The sequence below is a fragment of the Rhodococcus sp. WMMA185 genome (assembly GCF_001767395.1).
Classification (GTDB): domain Bacteria; phylum Actinomycetota; class Actinomycetes; order Mycobacteriales; family Mycobacteriaceae; genus Rhodococcus_F.
This window is the reverse complement of the sequence record NZ_CP017014.1, coordinates 2,998,425-3,017,556: the sequence shown is the minus strand read 5'-3', so window position 1 is coordinate 3,017,556 and position 19,132 is coordinate 2,998,425. Positions and strand designations below refer to the sequence as shown.

At 63.3% G+C, this 19,132-nt stretch carries 19 protein-coding genes; 7 read left to right on the top strand and 12 right to left on the bottom strand.

Features of this window, described 5'->3' with window-relative positions:
- Nucleotide 1: 1 nt before the first annotated feature.
- Nucleotides 2-262 carry a hypothetical protein gene (locus tag BFN03_RS13545; protein WP_070379437.1) on the bottom strand — a complete coding sequence of 87 codons (261 nt, stop codon included), beginning with the start codon at nucleotides 260-262 and terminating at the stop codon, nucleotides 2-4.
- 110 nt (nucleotides 263-372) lie between these two features.
- Between BFN03_RS13545 and BFN03_RS13540 the strand changes: the two genes are divergently transcribed.
- Complete coding sequence (locus BFN03_RS13540) at nucleotides 373-1,881, top strand: glutamate-cysteine ligase family protein (RefSeq protein WP_070380914.1); 1,509 nt, start codon at nucleotides 373-375, stop codon at nucleotides 1,879-1,881.
- Nucleotides 1,882-1,884: 3 nt separating this feature from the next.
- Here BFN03_RS13540 and BFN03_RS13535 read toward each other — a convergent pair whose 3' ends face one another.
- Both BFN03_RS13535 and BFN03_RS13530 read right to left on the bottom strand, forming a co-directional pair.
- Complete coding sequence (locus BFN03_RS13535; RefSeq protein ID WP_070379436.1) at nucleotides 1,885-3,069, bottom strand: globin domain-containing protein; 1,185 nt, start codon at nucleotides 3,067-3,069, stop codon at nucleotides 1,885-1,887.
- Between the two features lies 1 nt (nucleotide 3,070).
- A complete protein-coding gene (locus BFN03_RS13530; protein WP_070379435.1) occupies nucleotides 3,071-3,544 on the bottom strand; it encodes an RrF2 family transcriptional regulator in 474 nt (157 codons plus the stop codon).
- A 240-nt stretch (nucleotides 3,545-3,784) separates the two neighbouring features.
- On the opposite strand from BFN03_RS13530, the gene BFN03_RS13525 reads away from it, so the two are divergent.
- The 3 genes from BFN03_RS13525 to BFN03_RS13515 all read left to right on the top strand — a co-directional run bounded on the left by BFN03_RS13525 (nucleotide 3,785) and on the right by BFN03_RS13515 (nucleotide 6,732).
- Entirely contained in the window at nucleotides 3,785-4,669 is an 885-nt protein-coding gene (locus BFN03_RS13525; RefSeq protein WP_070379434.1) for a universal stress protein, read from the top strand.
- A gap of 87 nt (nucleotides 4,670-4,756) precedes the next feature.
- Nucleotides 4,757-5,797, top strand: coding sequence for an LLM class F420-dependent oxidoreductase (locus BFN03_RS13520; protein ID WP_070379433.1), 1,041 nt, complete (start codon nucleotides 4,757-4,759; stop codon nucleotides 5,795-5,797).
- A 47-nt stretch (nucleotides 5,798-5,844) separates the two neighbouring features.
- Nucleotides 5,845-6,732, top strand: coding sequence for a universal stress protein (locus BFN03_RS13515; RefSeq protein ID WP_070380913.1), 888 nt, complete (start codon nucleotides 5,845-5,847; stop codon nucleotides 6,730-6,732).
- A gap of 90 nt (nucleotides 6,733-6,822) precedes the next feature.
- On the opposite strand, the gene BFN03_RS13510 is transcribed toward BFN03_RS13515, so the two are convergent.
- Nucleotides 6,823-7,776 carry an acyl-ACP desaturase gene (locus BFN03_RS13510; protein WP_070379432.1) on the bottom strand — a complete coding sequence of 318 codons (954 nt, stop codon included), beginning with the start codon at nucleotides 7,774-7,776 and terminating at the stop codon, nucleotides 6,823-6,825.
- Nucleotides 7,777-7,797: 21 nt separating this feature from the next.
- Nucleotides 7,798-8,742, bottom strand: a complete 945-nt coding sequence (locus tag BFN03_RS13505; RefSeq protein ID WP_232320267.1) for a nitroreductase family protein — start codon at nucleotides 8,740-8,742, stop codon at nucleotides 7,798-7,800.
- 132 nt (nucleotides 8,743-8,874) lie between these two features.
- Here BFN03_RS13505 and BFN03_RS13500 point away from each other — a divergent pair, with 132 nt between their 5' ends.
- Nucleotides 8,875-9,510 (top strand): response regulator transcription factor, encoded by a 636-nt coding sequence (locus tag BFN03_RS13500; RefSeq protein WP_070380911.1) that lies wholly within the window; start codon nucleotides 8,875-8,877, stop codon nucleotides 9,508-9,510.
- A gap of 32 nt (nucleotides 9,511-9,542) precedes the next feature.
- On the opposite strand, the gene BFN03_RS13495 is transcribed toward BFN03_RS13500, so the two are convergent.
- The 4 genes from BFN03_RS13495 to BFN03_RS13480 all read right to left on the bottom strand — a co-directional run bounded on the left by BFN03_RS13495 (nucleotide 9,543) and on the right by BFN03_RS13480 (nucleotide 12,990).
- On the bottom strand, nucleotides 9,543-11,201 hold the full coding sequence (locus tag BFN03_RS13495) for a sensor histidine kinase (RefSeq protein WP_070379431.1): 1,659 nt from the start codon (nucleotides 11,199-11,201) through the stop codon (nucleotides 9,543-9,545).
- A 45-nt stretch (nucleotides 11,202-11,246) separates the two neighbouring features.
- Complete coding sequence (locus tag BFN03_RS13490; RefSeq protein ID WP_070379430.1) at nucleotides 11,247-11,573, bottom strand: cupin domain-containing protein; 327 nt, start codon at nucleotides 11,571-11,573, stop codon at nucleotides 11,247-11,249.
- A gap of 101 nt (nucleotides 11,574-11,674) precedes the next feature.
- Nucleotides 11,675-12,190, bottom strand: a complete 516-nt coding sequence (locus BFN03_RS13485) for a dihydrofolate reductase (RefSeq protein ID WP_070379429.1) — start codon at nucleotides 12,188-12,190, stop codon at nucleotides 11,675-11,677.
- Entirely contained in the window at nucleotides 12,190-12,990 is an 801-nt protein-coding gene (locus BFN03_RS13480) for a thymidylate synthase (protein WP_070379428.1), read from the bottom strand. Before BFN03_RS13480 ends, BFN03_RS13485 begins: the two co-directional genes overlap by 1 nt.
- Nucleotides 12,991-13,076: 86 nt before the next feature.
- On the opposite strand from BFN03_RS13480, the gene cobF reads away from it, so the two are divergent.
- Nucleotides 13,077-13,817 (top strand): precorrin-6A synthase (deacetylating), encoded by a 741-nt coding sequence (gene cobF, locus BFN03_RS13475; RefSeq protein WP_070379427.1) that lies wholly within the window; start codon nucleotides 13,077-13,079, stop codon nucleotides 13,815-13,817.
- A gap of 62 nt (nucleotides 13,818-13,879) precedes the next feature.
- Nucleotides 13,880-14,746: an Fpg/Nei family DNA glycosylase gene (locus tag BFN03_RS13470; RefSeq protein ID WP_070379426.1), complete on the top strand. Its 867-nt coding sequence runs from the start codon at nucleotides 13,880-13,882 to the stop codon at nucleotides 14,744-14,746.
- A 22-nt stretch (nucleotides 14,747-14,768) separates the two neighbouring features.
- On the opposite strand, the gene BFN03_RS13465 is transcribed toward BFN03_RS13470, so the two are convergent.
- From BFN03_RS13465 to BFN03_RS13450, 3 genes are all read right to left on the bottom strand, one after another.
- On the bottom strand, nucleotides 14,769-15,713 hold the full coding sequence (locus BFN03_RS13465) for a sugar kinase (RefSeq protein WP_332309175.1): 945 nt from the start codon (nucleotides 15,711-15,713) through the stop codon (nucleotides 14,769-14,771).
- A gap of 894 nt (nucleotides 15,714-16,607) precedes the next feature.
- Nucleotides 16,608-17,363, bottom strand: a complete 756-nt coding sequence (locus BFN03_RS13455) for an amidohydrolase family protein (RefSeq protein WP_070379423.1) — start codon at nucleotides 17,361-17,363, stop codon at nucleotides 16,608-16,610.
- A gap of 188 nt (nucleotides 17,364-17,551) precedes the next feature.
- Complete coding sequence (locus tag BFN03_RS13450; RefSeq protein WP_070379422.1) at nucleotides 17,552-18,970, bottom strand: FAD-dependent oxidoreductase; 1,419 nt, start codon at nucleotides 18,968-18,970, stop codon at nucleotides 17,552-17,554.
- Nucleotides 18,971-19,132 lie beyond the last annotated feature (162 nt).

Below are 19,132 nucleotides of genomic sequence, written 5' to 3'. Positions count from 1 at the left end.
CCTATTCTGACTCGAGATCTACATCGTCGCGGAAGACGAGCGGACCACCGTCGAGAGCGATCGCCCAGCGGTGAAGTAGGCCCCAACCGCGACCGTACGCGGTGGTACTGATGTCATCGAATCCTTCGAACTCTTGGGCGATTGTGCCGGCCTCGAGCGGCCACTTACTTTGGGCGAGATCGGGATCGACCGAATGCCGCGTCTTGACGCGGTCTCCCACGGAGAACTTCGATTTCGTCATGGAGTCGGTGCGAAGTGCCATCGCGGTTCCTTCCGTCCCCCGTGTTTCCTCGAGGATATCTCGCCTTCCCCGTTTCGGCCGCGCGAGCGGATATGCTCGCGTTCGAGTACCGATTGTGCGCAGGGGGCGACATGGGTCGTGAAGTGAAGTCTCGGACCTTCACTCGGGCGGATCGTCGCCTGTTTCGGAGGAAGGTACTCATGTGTGCCGAAGCGCTCGAGAGAATGCTCCACGACAGCGCTTTTGCTGATGACGTCCACCCTCCGCAACCCATGCTCGGGATGGAGATCGAGTTCAACCTCGTCCGCGCGGACATGTTGCCCGCGATGGCGAATTACGAAGTTCTCCAGTCGATCGACGACGATGCCGTGTTCCAGACGGAACTGGGTCAGTTCAACGTCGAAATGAACGTCGAGCCGGGGCCGCTGCACGGGGACAACGTATTCGATCTCGAGCGCAAACTGCGCGCGTCACTTCGGGTGGCAGACGCGAGGATCCACCAGCATGATGCGGAATTGGTCATGATCGGCATGCTTCCAACGCTTCAACTGCAGCACCTCGGCCGTGAGTGGATCACGTCCAACCCGCGCTACGAACTGCTCAACGAGCAGATCTTCGCGGCGCGCGGCGAAGACATCGAACTCGATCTCGAAGGTGTCGCGCTCGAGGGCCGCCGAACCGAACAGCTGCGCGCCGACAGCAATTCCGTAGTGCCCGAGGCCGCGTGCACGTCACTTCAACTGCATCTGAGGGTCGCACCGGAGGAATTCGCCGCGCATTGGAACGCCGCTCAATGCATGGCTGGAGCCCAGGTGGCCTTGGCGGCGAACTCTCCGTTCCTCGCGGGCACGGCTCTCTGGCACGAATCGAGGATCCCGATCTTCGAGCAGGCCACCGATACGCGTCCTCCCGAGCTCAAGAATCAGGGTGTCAGGCCCAGAGTATGGTTCGGTGAGCGGTGGATCGACTCGGTCTCGGACCTGTTTGCGGAGAATTCACGTTACTTCCCGGCACTGTTGCCGGAGGTCACCGACGTCGACCCGTTCGAGGAGCTCGAAGCGGGCCGGGTTCCCGATCTCAGCGAACTGCAGATGCACAACGGCACGATTTACCGGTGGAATCGACCTGTGTACGACTGCGCGGACGGCAGGCCGCATCTTCGTATCGAGAACCGCGTGCTGCCTGCGGGTCCGACAATTCTCGATATCATGGCCAATGCGGCGTTCTACTACGGGACCCTGCGTGGACTCGTCGACGCAGACCAAAAAGTATGGTTGCGGATGCCGTTTAGCGCCGCTGAGGAGAACCTGCATGTCGGCGCCCGGCTCGGTATGGACGCCGAACTGTATTGGCCCGATGTCGGCTCGGTCGGTGCCGCCGACTTGGTTCTGCGCCGACTGCTGCCGATCGCGGATGAGGGGCTGACCTCTTTCGGGCTCTCCCCGAAGGCCAGGGCACACTACCTCGGCATTATCGAGGGCCGGTGTGTCACGCGACAGACCGGCGCCTCGTGGCAGCGCGCACAGGTGCTGCGCTACGAGGACGCCGGTCTGAGCAGACCAGAAGCTCTGGTCGCCATGCTCGAGCGGTACGTCGAGAACATGCGCGAGGGGAATCCGGTCCATACCTGGCCGGTGTGAAGCTCAGGCAGAGGTGGGAGCGAAGCTGTCAGGCCCGAACACTTCGTAGTGGATGTTCTCGGCGGGAACGTCCTTTTCGAGCAGGGCCTCGCGCATTCCGAGCATGAACGGCAGCGGACCGCACAGGTACGCCCTGGTTCCGTCGGCGATCGTGATCTTGCTGAGGTCGGCGCGCCCCTCTCGGAGGCTGCTGCCCGGCTGGATGGCACCGAGGTCCTCGTACCAGCGGTGCATCACCGCGAACGGCAGTCGTTCGACGAGTTCGGCCAGTTCCGCGCGATGTGCGTGGCTGCTGGCGGAACGGTCGGCGTGGAGCACCGAAATCTGGCGACTGTCCTCGGTTTCGGCGAGGTGACTGAGCATTCCCATCATGGGTGTGCATCCGATACCAGCCGAGACGAGGAGCAGCGGCGCGTCGTCCTCCTGGAGGATGAGATCGCCGAAAGGTGTCGTCACCTCGAGTATGTCTCCCTCGAACACGTTGTGGTACAGGAAGTTCGAGACTTCTCCAGCCTGCTTCACGGTGATCCGCCAGTCGTCGCTCGAAGGGGCCGAGGACAGGCTGTACTGGCGGATCTGGCGTGCTCCGTCGGGTAGGTGAACTCCGACGGAGAGGTACTGCCCAGGCGCGAACGAGGGAAGTGGTGTGCCGTCCAGCGAAGTGAACACGAACGAGACGGTGTCGGCGGACTCGTTTCGGCGTTCGCGAACCCGCACCCTTCGCCAGACGTCACCGGCCGCGACACCGGCGGCCTCGTAGAGGCCGGCTTCCATCGAGATCAGAGTCTCCGCCATCAGCCAGTACACCTCGTCCCAGGCCGCGGCGACCTCCGGAGTGACGGCGTCACCGAGGACTTCGACGATGGCCTCGAACAAGTGCTTGTGCACGATCGCGTACTGCTCTGGCTTGATTCCCAGTGAGGCATGCTTGTGCGCGATCCTGGACAGGATGAGATCGACCCGCGCCTGATCGGGCTCGAGCTGTAGAGAGGCGAATGCCGCGATGGCTCCGGCCAGCGCTTTCTGCTGTTCGCCCTGAGCCTGGTTGCCGCGGTTGAATAGGTCGCGCTCGAGTTCGGGGTGGGCGGCGAACATCTTGCGGTAGAACAGCGTCGTGATGTCCGTGATCGCGGCCCCGACCACGGGCAGGGTTGCGCGGATGACTTCCGTCGAGGCGGGCGAGAGCATGTCATTCTCCGATCGTTCGAGACATCTGTCGGTTCTTGTCTGCTACCCGCGGGAGCGCGAGTAGCACGGTTCTTGTAGGGGCGTGCGTGAGCTCTTCGATGGTGGTCGAGTCCAGAGATTCGAAGAAGGCGTCCTGAGCACGTCGGAGAGCCGAACGCAGCAGGCAACCCGAGCGCAGGGGACAAGGATGAGCGCCGTCGCAGTCCACGACCTCCGCCTCGCCCTCGAGTCGGCGCACGAGCCAGCCGACCGAGGCGGTGCGGCCGAGTTCGGTGATCGTCAAGCCGCCGCCACGACCCCGTCGGGCATCGACGATGCCGAGTTCACCGAGCCTGGTGATCACCTTGGCGGTGTGGGTATACGACACCCCCAATTCCTCGGCGATCGCCCGGCTCCCGGGTCGTTCGCCGTCCTCGGCTACTGCGAGCCGCATGACCAGTCGCAGTCCGAGGTCGGTGAACTGGGTGAGTTGCATGACCGAAAGGTACCTTAATTGTCATTTCAGGTACCAATTTTGTGACGGACGTCGCTTGGGTCCAGTTTCTTCGGAAAGTTGTTTGTAGCAGTGGTATTCGAAGTCTGCGTGCGATTGATGACTCATCTTCGTCACAAGCGAGCACGTCGGCTACGGGCCGAGGGCCCGAGCGGCTCGGGACTTTGGTCCTTCCTCGAGAGCCGAAGGGCGGCGGATGCCGACCGGAGATACTGTGGACACATGAGCGCAGAGGATCGCAACAGCGTCGTCGTCGGTGTCGACGGATCGGACAGCTCGAAGTCCGCAGTGCGGATGGCAGCCCGAATGGCGGGTGTACGTGGATTGAAACTGAAGATCATCCACGCGCTCGATTTCGCTCCCTACGGGTTCGGCAGTCCCTATGTGGATTCGGCCGGCTCGTATGAGTGGGTCGAGGCGACCGGTAAGGAGATCCTTGCCGAGGCGCACGAGCTCGCATTCGATGTCGATCCCCTCATCGACATCGACACCGAGTTCTCCGTCGGCAGCGGCAGTGAGTGGCTCGTCGACCTGTCCGCGGACGCCCGGGCGGTCGTCGTCGGAGCGTCGGGGTCGGGCGCTGCGTCGACCGCACTACTCGGTAACACGGCGATCAACGTCACCACCCACGCGCGGTGCCCCGTGCTCGTAGTACGAGGTGAAGCCCATCAGGACGGTCCCATCGTCGTCGGTGTGGACGGCAGTCCCACGAGCGAGCGTGCGATCTCGGTGGCTTTCGAGGAGGCATCGCTGCGGAACGCTCCATTGGTGGCGGTCCACGCCTGGAGCGACCTCGGATCGACCGTGTTCGAGGACCCCCGCGCTGTCGCGATGGTGCCGGAGGGGCTCGAGGAAGGCGAGCATGTGCTGCTCGCCGAGAGTCTCGCCGGGTGGCAGGAGCGTTACCCGGATGTGCAGGTCACCCGCAAGGTGTATATCGACAGTCCGCGGGAACGCCTGCTCGAGTGGTCCAAGTCGGCACAACTGGTCGTGGTCGGGAGCAGGGGCCGCGGCGGTTTCAAAGGGCTGCTACTCGGGTCCACGAGCAACAGCCTCGTCGGCGCTGCCCACTGCCCCGTCATGGTTGTCCGGCCTGCAGGCCACTGACCTACACGCCACCGACCTATGTGGCCGCAGTAGTGTCTGAGGTCACCAGCAACAGGTTGCAGGGCAACACGAGGATTGGGGAACGACGTGCGTATAGGCATGAGCTTGAACTACAGCGGCGGCTTCGCCGAGACGGTCGAAGAAGTCGCAGACCTGGAGAAAGCCGGGCTCGACATCGTGTTCGTGCCCGAGGCCTATTCGTTCGACGCAGTCAGTCAGCTGGGCTTCCTCGCTGCCAAGACTTCGAGGCTCGAGCTAGCGTCAGGCATCTTTCAGATCTACACCCGCACGCCGAGCCTGACGGCAATGACCGCGGCCGGCCTCGACTTCGTGTCGGACGGGCGCTTCGTTATGGGTCTGGGCGCATCCGGACCGCAGGTGATCGAGGGTTTCCACGGCGTCAAGTACGACGCGCCGCTCGCGCGCACGCGTGAGGTCGTCGACATCTGCCGTCAGGTGTGGCGCCGCGAGAAGGTCGAGCACCAGGGCAAGTACTACCAGGTTCCGCTTCCGGCGGAGAAGGGCACCGGGCTCGGTAAGCCGCTGAAGATCATCAATCACCCTGTGCGTTCGAGCATCCCGATCGTCATTGCCTCGCTCGGGCCGAAGAACGTGGAGCTCACAGCCGAGATCGCAGAGGGTTGGGAGCCCATCTTCTACCATCCAGAAAAGGCCGCGAGCGTGTGGGGCGAGCCCCTGGCGAAGGGGAAGGCGAAGCGCGATCCCAGCCTCGGCGACCTTCAGGTGTTTGCCTCGCCCGCCCTCGCCATCGGCGACGACGTCGATCACATGCTCGACTGGGTGCGGCCGACCCTTGCGTTGTACATCGGCGGCATGGGTGCCAGGGGTAAGAACTTCTACAACGATCTCGCGGTCCGGTACGGCTACGAAAAGGAAGCCGCAACCATCCAGGATCTGTACTTGTCGGGCAAGAAGAACGAGGCTGCTGCGGCGGTACCCGACGAGATGGTGCGGGCCGTGTCGCTGATCGGCCCGGAAAGCTATGTGGCCGAGCGTGTAGCCGCTTTCGCCGAGTCCGGGGTCACCACGCTCACCGTCGCGCCCCTTGCAGCAGACAGGGCGGGTCGTGTCGAACTGATCGAGAAACTCCGTACGATCTGCTCGTAGCACAGATTCGTTCACACAATGTGCAGCCGGAACCAGGGAAGGTGACCATGACCGGAATCAAGCCGATCGTAGTAGGTGCGGACGGATCCGAGTCGTCCTCCGCCGCTGTGGCGTGGGCCGCTCGGGCGGCGGCAGCGCTGTCCCTCCCGCTGCACATTGTCACCGTTGTGCATATGCCCGCGTTCTACTACAGCGAGCCTTATCTGGCCGAGAGTTTCAAGACGGAACTCGAGGACACGGCCAAGGCGCGGTTGGGAAGTGCGCGCTTACACGCCAAGCAGACGGTGGACGCGCCTCTCGACATCACCACTGAACGGCACGAGGGAAAGGTGAGCCAGACGCTCATCGACCTCTCGGCCTCTGCGCACATGGTGGTGCTCGGGTCCCGCGGCCACGGTGAACTGACCGGTCTGCTGGTCGGTTCCGTCACCTCCGCGGTCGCCGCGCACGCGCAGTGTCCGCTGGTGGTGGTCCGGGGCCGTACTCTGGACGGTCTGCCGCCGACCGAGGGGCCGATCGTGGTCGGCGTCGACGGATCGGAGCACAGCGAGCACGCTTTGGAGATGGCGTTCGAACAGTCCTCTGCTCGATCGGCGAGCCTCATCGCGGTCAATGTGTGGAGCGATGTGAGCGTTCAGCCCTCCCTCGGAGCGGTCCCCGACGATCCGTTGTGGAGCGGAATCCAGACCGGTGAGGAAGTCGTGCTCTCCGAGCGTCTCGCCGGATTCCAGGAGCGCTATCCCGACGTCAGGGTCGAACGTGTCGTTGCGCGCGACCGGCCGGTGCGGGTGCTCAGTGAGTTCGCGGAGAAGGCTCAGCTGATAGTCGTGGGCAGTCGAGGCAGGGGAGGTTTCAGGGGAATGCTGTTGGGTTCCACCAGTAATGCACTCCTCCACACCGCAGACTGCCCCGTGATGATTGTTCGGCCACAGTAGTCACTCGAGGGCGTTGGCGAAGGAGAGGGGCTGTCACCGTGTCCGGTGACAGCCCCTCTCCCTGACCGGTCAGCTCGGACAGTGCTCGGTTCACAGCGCCGATGCCCGTTCGCCGCGTTGTGCTTCGCGGGCGAGCGCGCGATCTCGAGACTCTTCGAATCGAGTGGCCTTGCCGTCCAATGTCTGCAGGAATTCGGCCAGTTGTTCGCGGTACCGTTCTCCATCTGATCTGAAATCGTTGCGCTCGAACACTTTCCACTTGCGGAGCACGGGCAGAACTACGTCATCGAGGTGCTGGCGAAGATCGTAGATGCCGCCCTTGGCAATCAGGACCGCGTTTCGGCGGAAGTTCTGCATTTCGGCGCCCGGCATCTGAAAGTCGGTGAGCACCTTGTGGATGGCCGCGATGGTCTGATCCGGAGCGATGTCCAGGGCCGCGCCGACGATATTCCGGTAGAACATCATGTGCAGATTCTCGTCGGCCGCTACCCGTGCGAGCATCCTGTCTGCGATCGGGTCGACGCAGGCCTTCCCGGTGTTTCGGTGGGAAACCCTGGTGGCCAGCTCCTGGAACGTCACATAGGACACGGAACTGAGCATCGATCCGCCGGGCGGACCGAAGCCCCGCGTCATGTGATCCATTCGGGCGTTCTCGAGAGCCACTGGATCAACTCCCCGCGTCACCACCAGGTAGTCCCGCATCACGATCGAATGCTTGTTCTCTTCGGCGGTCCAGCGACCCACCCATGTTCCCCACGCGCCGTCGAGGGAGAAATGCTGCGCGATCTCGCGGTGATACGACGGTAGGTTGTCCTCGGTCAGCAGATTCGTGATCATCGCCGCCTTGGCTGTCTCGCTGAGTTTGGACTGCTCCGGATCCCAGTCCACCCCGCCGAGCGCCGCGAAGTTACTGCCGTCGTCCCATGGCACATAGTCGTGAGGATGCCAATCCTTGGTCATCGTGAGGTGTCGGTTGACGTTCTCCTCGGCGGCGCCTTCGAGCTCGTGCAGAAGTTCGCGGTCGGTAAGTTCGCGATTTCCCATGACACTTCCGTTTCTGTTCTGTCAGTATCCGATTCGCAGGATCAATTGCGGATGGCTCGTCAGATTCAGTCGGTGAGCCAGCCTCTGCGCCGAATCGTCGATGCGCAGAGGGTGCGAGAGGACGGAGGCGCTGAGCCGGGCATCGACCGCGGTCAGCCACGCCCGCTCCATGGCGATACCGGTGACTAGCAGGTCGATAGGCTCTTGCGTCTCAGAGGTGAACACGAGGACGGTCTCGCTCTCGATGGCCGCGGCGAGTCTCACCGAGTCGGAGACCTCGCAGGTGAGTACCGAGTCGGAGACCTCGCGGGCGAGCACCGTGTGAAAGGCGTCGACCGATGCGCGACCGCCCCGAGGAAGCCAGTGCGTAGTCCACGGGACGATGTCACGTCGGTGCGGTTCGTGGCGAATGCGGTGTTCCGAGTAGAGCAGGACGTCGGCCAGTGCGGATGCCTGATCTGGGGCGAGTAGTGTCGCGGTCACCCCTCCGATACGCGCAGCAGCGACAACATCGCCGATTGTCGCTGCGGGGACTGGAATTTCAGCAAACGCCTCTCGATGACTCCGTCGACGTGCCAGCGCGGAGAACAGTCGCAGGTCGGTGCTCGATGCCGACGCGGAACCGACCGTGCGGATGGTCGCGACAAGGTCGGGATGACGGGGGTCGGGCAGCAGGGTCGTCTCGATCTTTCTGCCGAGAGCGTGCATCGCGAGTTCTACGTTCGCGATACTGGCACCGCATGCGATCAGGCGATCGGCCCGCGGTGCACTCGTGAGTCGCTGTGCATTCGTAGAAGGCGGGCGCTCGTGGATCTCGGCGCGGCTGCCGTCGAGTCGCAAGTCCCATGGCCAGGAGCCGCGGATGGAGGGCGCGGAGACGATGGCACGGGAGATCACCTCGATGTCACCGAGCGACCAGTTGTCCATCGCGACCTCCAACTCTGGCGTGCAGGTGGTTCTCCGCACCCACAGCCTTCCTCGATCGGTCGCGGTCGCGCTTGGGTCGAAGGTCCCGAATGAACCCGAGAGAGGTCCTTGCCGGGTGGGTACAGTGCGAAGAGGTGGTTCGGTTCGAGGACAAGATGATGGAGGATGCGGATGACCACGCGGGTGTTCCTGGTCGACGACCATGAGATCGTGCGACGGGGGCTGGTCGATCTGCTCGGTAGCGTCCCGGATCTCGAGGTGGTAGGGGAGGCCGCGTCCGTCGGTGAAGCGATGGTGCGGATACCTGGCAGCGGTGCCGACGTCGCTGTGCTCGACGTCCGGTTGCCCGATGGCAGCGGCGTCGAATTGTGCCGCAACCTCCTGGCCGATTTGCCGCAAATGCGGTGCCTGATGCTCACGTCGTACTCGGACGACGAGGCGTTGTTCGATGCCATCATGGCGGGCGCTTCCGGGTTCGTCCTCAAGCAGATCCTCGGGACCGACCTCGTCTCGGCCGTTCGGACGGTTGGGGAAGGTGGGTCTCTGCTCGACAGCCGAGCAACGTCCGCGCTGATGAATCGGCTCAGGTCCGAGCGCCGCGACGACCCGCTCGAGGAGCTGTCGGAGCAGGAACGCGCCGTCTTCGAGTTGATCGGTGAAGGAATGACCAATCGGGAGATCGCCGAGAGGCTCTTCCTCGCGGAGAAAACGGTCAAGAACTACGTGTCACGTTTGTTGTCCAAACTGGGGATGCAAAGGCGCACTCAGGCGGCAGTGCTGGCCACCGAACTCCGCAGCCAACGTTGAATTCGCGCCTGGCGGCTAGCCCACTTCTGGCTTCACGGCAAAGGTACGCGCCACGTAACGACCGTTCCGGACCCTCTAGTGTCGATGGTGCAGGTGCCGCCACAGTGTTCGGCACGCCGCTCGAGGTTGACCAGGCCGCTCCGCGAAGCGGTGTCGGCGATTCCGATACCGTCGTCGGCCACAGTGATCGTGAGGTCGTCCCCGGCGACGACCGATACGTCGATCGTGCTTGCGCGAGCGTGCCGCAGAACGTTGCTCAAGGCTTCCCGTAGGACCGCCTCCGCGTGTTGGTGAATGTGGGCGGGCACGAGAGTGTCTATCGCCCCGGAGAACTGCACGTTGGGGGCGAGTGGTGAGTGGGCGGTGAGATCACCGATTACGTCGAGGAGGCGGCGGCGCAAACTTGTTTCGGACGCGGCACCAGAGGCATGTAAGTCGAAGATGGTGGTGCGGATCTCGCGCACCGTGCGGTCGAGCTGTTCGACTGCGTTGGCGACGACGGACTGTACGCCATCGGGAACATCGCCGATAGCCTGTGTGGACCGCAGGCTCATGCCCGTGGCGAAGAGCCGCTGAATGACGTTGTCGTGCAAATCCCGAGCGATCCGATCGCGGTCGGCGAGCACCGAGAGTAGACGTTGCTTGCTCTGGTGGGCGGCGAATTCCACCGCGATGGCGGCCAGATCGGCGACGGACTCGAGTCTGGTGATTTCGTCGGGATCCCACGGGGCGTTGCCGCGGGCGGTGACGACCAGGACTCCGCCGACACCCGATGCTGTCGACAGTGGCAGTGCCGCCGCGCGGCCCGCCTTCGGAGAGAACGGTGCGAAACCCTCGAGACCCGTCAGCAGAGCGGGTGTGCGGGAGCGCTGCACGTCGGCGATCGGTTCTTCCTGTGTGGCCGTTCGGAAGGCGTCATCGAGCGGACGTGCGGCTGCGTCGCAGTCGTCGGCTGCGGAGACCACGGCTCCTTCGCCGAGAGTGACGACGATGAACACCTCTTCTCCACTCGACAGCTCGCGTACTTGGCCGGCGAGCGTGCGTAGCGTGTCGTCGAGCGATCCGCCCACCAGTAACCGCGACGTGATCGATGCTACGGCCGAAAGCCACCGCTCCCGCGTCCGGGATTCCTCGAAGAGCCTGGCATTCTCGATTGCCACTCCGGCAGACGTCGCGAGCGCACGAAGAATCACTTCGTCTTCGTCGGTGAATTCAGGTCCGCTCAGTTTCTCGGTGAGATAGATACTGCCGAAGACTTTCCCCCGCATCATGATCGGCACTCCCAGGAAGCTCTTCATCGGCGGATGATTGGGGGGGAATCCGATCGAAGCCGGATGTTCGGCAAGATCGGCGATCCGGACCGGACGAGGGTCGTCGATCAGGAGTCCGAGCAGTCCGCGGCCCTCAGGGAGATGACCCATCAGCGCGCGCTCTTTCGCCGTGATGCCCTCATACACGAATTCGGATAGGCCGCCGCCGCGGGCGCGGACACCGAGGGCACCGTATCGTGCATCCAACAGGGAGGTGGCCGACTTGACGATGCGCTGCAGGGTCGAGTCGAGTTCGAGCCCCGACCCAACTACCAGAACCGCCTCGAACAGCCGCTGAAGACTCCTACGGGTGGGAACTACGTCTGCGGGTTCTTCCCGGTGCGCGCCGGCGCTTGCCACGCGCTCACCGTCCGATCCCATGTCAAAAGCATAGGTCCGGTGGCCGACGTTGCTGTGGCGTGTGGGTCACATGGCGACGGTGAGCAGGAATGCGACGTCGTCGAGCGCCTCGACGCTGTGGCGCTGTGCGGGGATGACCAGGAGGTCTCCAGTCGAGCCTTTCCACTGGTTTTCGCCGGATACGAGGTTGAGCTTTCCGCTGAGAACGTAGAGCGTCGCTTCGCCCGGGCTCTCGTGTTCGGCCATCTTCTGACCCGCGGTCAGCGCGATGACGGTTTGTCGGAGACTGCGTTGGTGTCCGCCGTAGACGGTCTGCGAACTTCGGCCGCTGGAAGTCCCGCCCGCCAATTTCAGTTGCTGACGGGCAAGAGCAGTCAGTGACTTCTTATCCATGACGTGATTATGAACCACTGCGCGCACCGTCGCCCGTTGAACGGCTCCCGATGCACGGAAGGCGTCGGGATCTCCGGTACAGGGAATGCTTCGTCGCCGTACTAGTTCTGTCCGCTCGGGGGCCGTACCCGCGCGTAGAAGACTCGGCGGAACCTCGTGCCGTTCTTGGCTGAGGTGAGCCATTCGCCGGTATCTCGAGCCTGCCAAGTGTCGTCGATCGTCGGCGCCCACGAATCCCCATCGGTCGTGATACCGATTTCGGTGACCGCGAGGTCGGTAGCGAACGGCATCGCCGCCGAATAGATCTGAGCGCCACCGATGACACAGACGTTTTCGTCGGTGAGTGCGAGCGCGGATTCGATACCGTCGGCGACGTCCGCGCCTTCCGCTTCCCAGCCGGGCTGCCGAGTGATCACGATGTTGCGGCGTCCGGGTAGCGGCCGGAATCTGGGCGGCAGCGAGTCCCACGTCTTACGGCCCATGATCACCGGGTGGCCGTAGGTGACTTCCTTGAAGAACGCCATGTCCTCGGGGACGTGCCAGGGGATGCCGTTGTCACGACCGATGACGCCTCCCTTGGCTTGCGCCCAGATCAAGGTGACCCGACGGGCCGCCACTAGATCGCCACCGGTGCCTTGATGGCGGGATGATGCCGGTAGTCGACGACCTCCACGTCGTCGAAGGTGTAGTCGAAGATGGAATCGCGCTTGTTCAGTTTCAGCGTCGGGTACGGCAGCGGCTCACGGCTCAGTTGCTCGGTGACCTGATCCACGTGGTTGTCGTAGATGTGGCAGTCGCCGCCCGTCCAGATGAAATCCCCCGGTTCGAGTCCGGTCTGCTGCGCCACCATGTGGGTGAGGAGTGCGTAGCTTGCGATGTTGAACGGGACGCCGAGGAACATGTCGGCGCTGCGCTGGTACAGCTGGCAGGACAGTTTGCCGTCCGCTACGTAGAACTGGAAGAACGCGTGGCACGGCGCCAGCGCCATCTGTGGGATGTCGCCCACGTTCCAGGCCGAGACGATGAGTCTGCGCGAGTCGGGATCGGATTTCACAGTCTCGATGATCTGAGTGATCTGGTCGATGTGATCGCCTGACGGGGTAGGCCAGCTGCGCCACTGGACGCCGTATACGGGGCCGAGCTCACCGTCCGCGTCTGCCCACTCGTCCCAGATCGTGACGCCGTTGTCCTGGAGCCAGCGCACATTGGAGTCGCCGCGCAAGAACCACAGCAGTTCGTAAACGATCGACTTCAGGTGCACCTTCTTCGTGGTGATCAGCGGAAAACCCTCCGCGAGATCCCAGCGCATCTGATGGCCGAAGAGGCTCTTCGTGCCGGTGCCGGTGCGGTCGGCCTTAGGGGTGCCGGTGGTCATGACAAGTCGGAGGAGATCTTCATACGGGGTCGGCACAGTCACCGCGCCAGTTTAGGCGCCTTCGTCCGAACGTACGTCGTTGTGGTAGCGGAAGGGATCTAAATCGTCGCCAGCGATAGCCTTCGCCCATGCGAGAACTCTTCGTGATCGGAATCGGTGCCGGCGACCCCGACCAGGTGACTGTGCAGGCGATCAAGGCGATGAACAAGGTCGACGTGTTCTTCGTCGTCGGCAAGGGCGACGAGAAGCAGGATCTGGTGGATTTGCGCACCACCATCCTCACCGAGCACGTGAAGCGCCCGCACAGGGTGGTTGCAATCGCCGATCCCCCACGAGACCGGACCCCGTCCGACTACCAGGGTGTGGTGGACGACTGGCATGAGCGTCGGGCGATGCTGTTCGAGGCGGAATTCGCAGCCGAGCCCGGAGTCGGTGCGATTCTCGTGTGGGGCGATCCGTCTCTCTACGACAGCACCTTGCGGATCGTCGACCGGGTGCTAGAGCGCGGCAAGGTGGCTTTCGAGTACTCGGTGATCCCCGGTGTCACCAGCGTGCAGTCGCTCGCGGCTGCGCATCGGATCGTCCTGAACCGGATCGGTGAGCCCGTACACATCACCACTGGCAGACGACTGGCCGAGGGCCTGCCCGACGGTGTCGACAACGCGGTGGTCATGCTCGATGCCCATTGCACGTTCACCCGGGTTCCTGGCGACAACGTACAGATCTGGTGGGGGGCATATCTCGGTACGCCCGACGAGGTAATCGTCGCCGGAAATCTGCGCGATGTCGAAGACGAGATCCGGCGGGTCCGAGCCGAACTACGTGAACGCAAGGGCTGGATTATGGACACGTATCTGATCCGTCGGTAAGCGATGGGGTAAATACTCGCCGAAGCGCATCCTGTCACCGGGTCTGTCGTTAGCGTTGAGACATGCCCGAGTTGCCTGAGGTGGAGGCTTTGGCCGATTTCCTGCGTGAACATGCGGCGGGAGCGGTAGTCGGTCGCGTGGATGTGGCGGCACTGAGCGTGCTGAAGACGTTCGATCCGCCGATCACGGCGTTACAGGGTCGCGATGTGACCGCAGTCGCGCGGTTCGGCAAGCATCTTGCACTCGACTGCGGCGGGTTGTGGCTGGTCACCCATCTCTCGCGTGGTGGGTGGCTACGTTGGATCGACAGCCCTTCAGACGCGCACCCGAAACCGGGCAAGGGACCGCTGGCGTTGCGCGTGCATCTGTTCACCCCGGAAGGTGGGGCGCCGGCATTCGATCTCACCGAGGCGGGCACGAAGAAGCGGCTTGCCGTGTGGGTAGTGCGCGACCCGCATGATGTGGAGGGGATCGCCCGACTCGGCCCCGACGCCCTGGCCATCAGCGAGCCCGAATTCGCGGCCCTACTCGGGTCAACGTCGGCGCGAATAAAGAATGCGCTCGTCGACCAGAGCCTGCTTGCGGGCGTGGGCAACGCCTATTCCGACGAAATACTGCACACCGCAAAGGTTTCCCCCTTCGCTACGAGTCGATCGATCGCCGAGGAGCAGGTGCGCATCCTGTACGACGCGATGCGGACTGTGCTCACCGGTGCGGTCGAGCGATCGGTCGGCCAGGATGCGGCGCGACTGAAGGGGGAGAAACGATCCGGGATGCGGGTCCATGCCCGGACGGGTCTGCCGTGTCCGGTATGCGGCGATGTAGTCCGTGAAGTGGCGTTCGCGGAGAAGTCTTTTCAGTATTGCGCCACTTGCCAGACCGGTGGCAAGGTGCTTGCCGATCGCCGGATGTCGAGGTTGCTGAAGTAGGCCGTCCAACCGGCTGCCGCCGTCAACGTTGGACGTCTTCGCTCCGCAGTGGAAGTTCCAGGTCGGCACGTGTGGGCAGCCCTTCGCAGTCGCCGGGAACGGTGACTGCCAGGGCTCCGACATGGATGGCGGTGCGCACGCGCTGTTCGGGTGAAGCGCCTCTGAGATGCTCTGCGAGGTAGCCGGCGACGAAGGCGTCGCCGGCACCGACGGTGTCCAATGCCTCGACCGTCATGGCAGGCATCTGGTGAGCTTCGCCGTCGATCAGCGCGGTGCATCCACGGGATCCGGACTTGATGATCGCCTCTGTGGGGCCGAGTGCGGTAAGTGACTGTGCGAGATGAGCATCGGTGTCGGCGGAAGGGGCGTCGGCGCCGAGGACGAGGTGGGCCTCCTCCGGTCCGGCGAAGACGATGTCACCTCGTTCGACGAGGCGACGGAGCGCAGGCGCTGCCTCGTCGGGACTCCAGAGTTTGCTGCGGTAGTTGATATCGATGGAAACGAGAAGCCCTGCAGCATGAGCGATCTCGACTGCGGAGGTCACCGTGTCGGCGGCCGATTGACTCAGAGCCGGGGTGATCCCGGTGACGTGCAGGATCCGAGACTGCGCGATGGCGTGACGTGGGATGTCGTTGGGATGCAGAGCACTGGCGGCGCTGTGGTGGCGGTGATAGTCGACATGGGCTACATGGCCGAAGCGGTGATGCTTGATCATCAGCCCGGTTGGACGTGGATCTCGGGTGACTGTCGCGGTTATCTGTTCTGCCACGAGCCGACGTTCAATCATGTCGCCGGTTGCGTCGTGTCCTACACGACCGAACCAGGTCACGGATCCGCCGAGTCGTGCGACACCGATTGCGACATTGGATTCGGCGCCGCCGATGCCGTAGCGGAACTGTCTCGACAACTCGAGCGGTCCGATGTCCTGCGCGGTGAGAAGGCCCATTGTTTCCCCAAACGTGATCATTCTTTGGCCTGTAAGCATTTCGTGATCATTGTTCAGTGGAGTGGGAGTTGAGGGTTGTGTCATGTCGGCCGTCCTCGAGCTGATTTCACCGGTTCCACAGATATCGTAGGGAATTCGATCGGGCCGGGTCGAGACTCGGCGGCTGCGATAGCTCTGTGGGCGTTTCTGAGTCATGAATCTGGCATCAAATTGCCTGGTGAACCCATGTTGCCGAATTTTTGCTATTTCTAATTCAGCTGTGAGACAGCAGTATTCGCTTTGGTGCGTGGTGGAACGCATCGCCGATAGTAGCGGAGGACTGGCAAACCTGGAATCATTGAGACACGAGGACATTTCAGACATCTCCCTCGGAAGGGAGGAAAGACCCATGAAAAGGAGAGCGACTTTAATTCTGGGTCCCTGCACCGCCGTTGCGCTGAGTTTGAGCGGCTACGGAGTTGCGAACGCGTCCGAGTCCTCTGCGGTGAGTTACGAGCGCCCCGCAAGCACGAGTGTGATCGGACACCCGGTCAGCTCGATCGGGAGCGGAAGTCTGGGTGACCGCCTCGGGGGCCTCAATGACCGCCGCACAGACTTCAGTGACCGGCGCACAGACTTCAGCGACCGGCGCGCAGACTTGAGCGACCGACGCGGAAGTCTAGGTGACCGGCGCGGTGACTTCAGTGACCGGCGCGGAGATTTCGGTGACCGCCCCGGGGGCATTACTGGGCCCGGAAGCATCAGTGACAGGCGCGATCTGGAGCGAGCCGAAGAGGGAGCATTTGCCCTCGACACAACCGGCCCGAACTGGTACCAGCGGACATGTGAACGTGCTGTGTGGCCGTCGGCATGGCAGATCGGGTGGTGCGACGGATGGTGGACCTTCTAGCGACAGGGCTCAGTAGCGTCCTGTAACTATCGAGCTCCGGCGTCGGCTTCACAGCGATACCATCGTCGGGCGTTCCCGCCCATGACGGCTGTGAAGCCGGCGCCCACGGCGTCGGCGATGATGTCGATGTCGCTGTCCTGGAACACTCTTCGGGCACGGCTGCCCGGCAGGTCGGTGCCGAACATGAGGGCGTCGGGATTGACGGCGTGGATCTGGCGAAGTACGCCGCCGACGTTCTCGATGGTGGCTCGCCCGAATCCGGTGGCTTTCACGCGGGCGCCCCGGTCGACGAGATCGAGCAGGTACGGCAGGCCTCGGGTGGACATACCGAGGTGGTCGATACACACGGCGGGCAGCTTGGCGAATACCGGCTCGAGTGAAAGCAGCAGCGTGGCGTCCACGTAGAATTCCGCGTGCCAGCCGGCAAGGTCGTAGGCTCGCAGAGCCTGTTGGGTGAGAAGTTTCAGATCGGTCGCGGTACGGCGGAGGTTGAATCGGATAGCCCTGACTCCCGCGCGGTCCAGTTCGAGAATGGTCTCGTCACTGACATCGGGCTCGAGTTGTGCGACACCAACCCAGCCGGGGCCCAGTTCTTCCAGCGCGGCCAACAGATAGGCGTAGTCCGTCCCCTGGTAAGAGGCCGTGACCACGGCACCACCATCGACTCCGAGGCCTTCCATGCGCGCGCGGTAGTCGGCGATCGTGAAGTGCTCGGGCAGATACCCGTGATTCTCGAATACTGGGAACCTGGGATCGATGATGTGAACGTGGGCGTCAAACACGGCTCATATCCTGCCTTGTACTAAAGAGCTGGCGACGGCTGTCGGGCGACTACATGTGGGTCCCGGCACCGCGAAGCCGTGAGAGGACCCGTTCACAGTATCGTGCCCCGGCCCGCTCGCCCAGACCGAAATGGCGAAGGGAACCTCCCGCTTGCAGGAAGGTTCCCTTCGTACCGATTCAAACTTTCTCAGGCCTGGCCGGGTTGGCTCGCCCGGAGCATGTCTTCACGCTCGACGACCTTGATACGCTCGCGGCCTTCCGGCTCGCCCAGGCTGCGCTCGTGCGCGTCGAGGCGGTACCAGCCCTGCCAGGTGGTATACGGAACCTGCTTGCCTTCGAGGAACTCGATGATCGCGTCTTCCCTGGGGTCGGCGGGCTCAGCGAACTGTGGCCGGTCCTCGAGTAGGTTCGCAACGGTCTCGTTGGCGTCGCCCTTGGTGTGGCCGATCAAACCGACAGGCCCGCGCTTGATCCACCCGGTGACGTAGGTGGCGGGCATGAATCGGGCACTTCCGGTGGCAGTGTCGTCGATGATGACGCGTCCTGCCTCGTTGGGGACGGTGCCTGCCTGTTCGTCGAACGGAAGCTTGGCGATGTTCTGCGACAGGTAGCCCACCGCGCGGTAGACGGCTTGAACGTCCCAATCGTTGAATTTTCCGGTGCCCTTGACGTTGCCGGTGCCATCGAGTTGGGTGCGTTCGGTGCGCAGTCCAACGACTTTGCCGTCCTGGCCGAGCACCTCGGCGGGCGATTCGAAGAAGTGCAGGAACAGCTTGTGCGGGCGATTGCCGACGTCGCGGATGGCCCAGTCCTGCAGGGTGTTGGCGACCATGTCGACCTGCTTGGAATTGCGACGGGCCTGTTCCGAACCTTCGTCGTAGTCGATGTCCTCGGGGTCGACAATGACCTCGATGGTCGGGGAGTGGTCGAGTTCACGTAGTTCGAGAGGGGTGAACTTGGCCTGGGCCGGACCGCGGCGGCCGAAGACATGGACTTCCACGGCCTTGTTGGCCTTGAGGCCCTCGTAGACATTGGCGGGAATGTCCGTCGGGAGGAGTTCGTCACCGGTCTTGGCGAGAACTCGGGCGACATCGAGGGCAACGTTGCCGACACCGAGGACGGCGACCTTCTCGGCGTCGAGGGGCCAGTCGCGCGGGACGTCGGGGTGGCCGTCGTACCAGGAAACGAAGTCGGCGGCGCCGTAGCTTCCGTCGAGATCGATGCCCGGGATGTTGAGGGCGCGGTCGGCGTTGGCGCCGGTGGAGAAGATGACCGCGTCGTAGAACCTGTGCAGGTCGTCGAGGGTGATGTCGCTGCCGTAATCGATGTTGCCGAGAAGGCGCACGCTCGGCTTGTCGAGCACCTTGTGCAGTGCGGTGACGATGCCCTTGATGCGCGGATGGTCGGGGGCGACGCCATACCGGATCAAGCCGAAGGGTGCGGGCATCCGCTCGAAGAGGTCGATGCTGATCCCGCCGTCAGACGCGGTATCGGATTTCATGAGTGCGTCGGCTGCATAGATACCGGCGGGGCCGGCACCGACTATCGCTACGCGCAGCGGGCGGGCCTGGGTCGGCGCAGAATCCGGACGAGTCTGATCAGTCATCTGGAGCGAACTACCTTCTGATGGGCGGACAACGAAACCTCAGACTAAATTAAGCCCAGCCTAATCGGGTGGCCGAGGGTGTTGCAGACGAGGGGCGTACCGATTGTCGCGGCAGTCGCGTGCCGTGGGTAGCCGCCTCGATTTTGTGGGGTCACAAATTCG

Coding starts and splice junctions, on each gene's coding strand:
- BFN03_RS13545 (WP_070379437.1), bottom strand. CDS start 262: ATGGCACTTCGCACCGACTCCATGACGAAATCGAAGTTCTCCGTGGGA.
- BFN03_RS13540 (WP_070380914.1), top strand. CDS start 373: ATGGGTCGTGAAGTGAAGTCTCGGACCTTCACTCGGGCGGATCGTCGC.
- BFN03_RS13535 (WP_070379436.1), bottom strand. CDS start 3,069: ATGCTCTCGCCCGCCTCGACGGAAGTCATCCGCGCAACCCTGCCCGTG.
- BFN03_RS13530 (WP_070379435.1), bottom strand. CDS start 3,544: ATGCAACTCACCCAGTTCACCGACCTCGGACTGCGACTGGTCATGCGG.
- BFN03_RS13525 (WP_070379434.1), top strand. CDS start 3,785: ATGAGCGCAGAGGATCGCAACAGCGTCGTCGTCGGTGTCGACGGATCG.
- BFN03_RS13515 (WP_070380913.1), top strand. CDS start 5,845: ATGACCGGAATCAAGCCGATCGTAGTAGGTGCGGACGGATCCGAGTCG.
- BFN03_RS13510 (WP_070379432.1), bottom strand. CDS start 7,776: ATGGGAAATCGCGAACTTACCGACCGCGAACTTCTGCACGAGCTCGAA.
- BFN03_RS13500 (WP_070380911.1), top strand. CDS start 8,875: ATGACCACGCGGGTGTTCCTGGTCGACGACCATGAGATCGTGCGACGG.
- BFN03_RS13495 (WP_070379431.1), bottom strand. CDS start 11,201: ATGGGATCGGACGGTGAGCGCGTGGCAAGCGCCGGCGCGCACCGGGAA.
- BFN03_RS13490 (WP_070379430.1), bottom strand. CDS start 11,573: ATGGATAAGAAGTCACTGACTGCTCTTGCCCGTCAGCAACTGAAATTG.
- cobF (WP_070379427.1), top strand. CDS start 13,077: ATGCGAGAACTCTTCGTGATCGGAATCGGTGCCGGCGACCCCGACCAG.
- BFN03_RS13470 (WP_070379426.1), top strand. CDS start 13,880: ATGCCCGAGTTGCCTGAGGTGGAGGCTTTGGCCGATTTCCTGCGTGAA.
- BFN03_RS13465 (WP_332309175.1), bottom strand. CDS start 15,713: ATGATCACGTTTGGGGAAACAATGGGCCTTCTCACCGCGCAGGACATC.
- BFN03_RS13450 (WP_070379422.1), bottom strand. CDS start 18,970: ATGACTGATCAGACTCGTCCGGATTCTGCGCCGACCCAGGCCCGCCCG.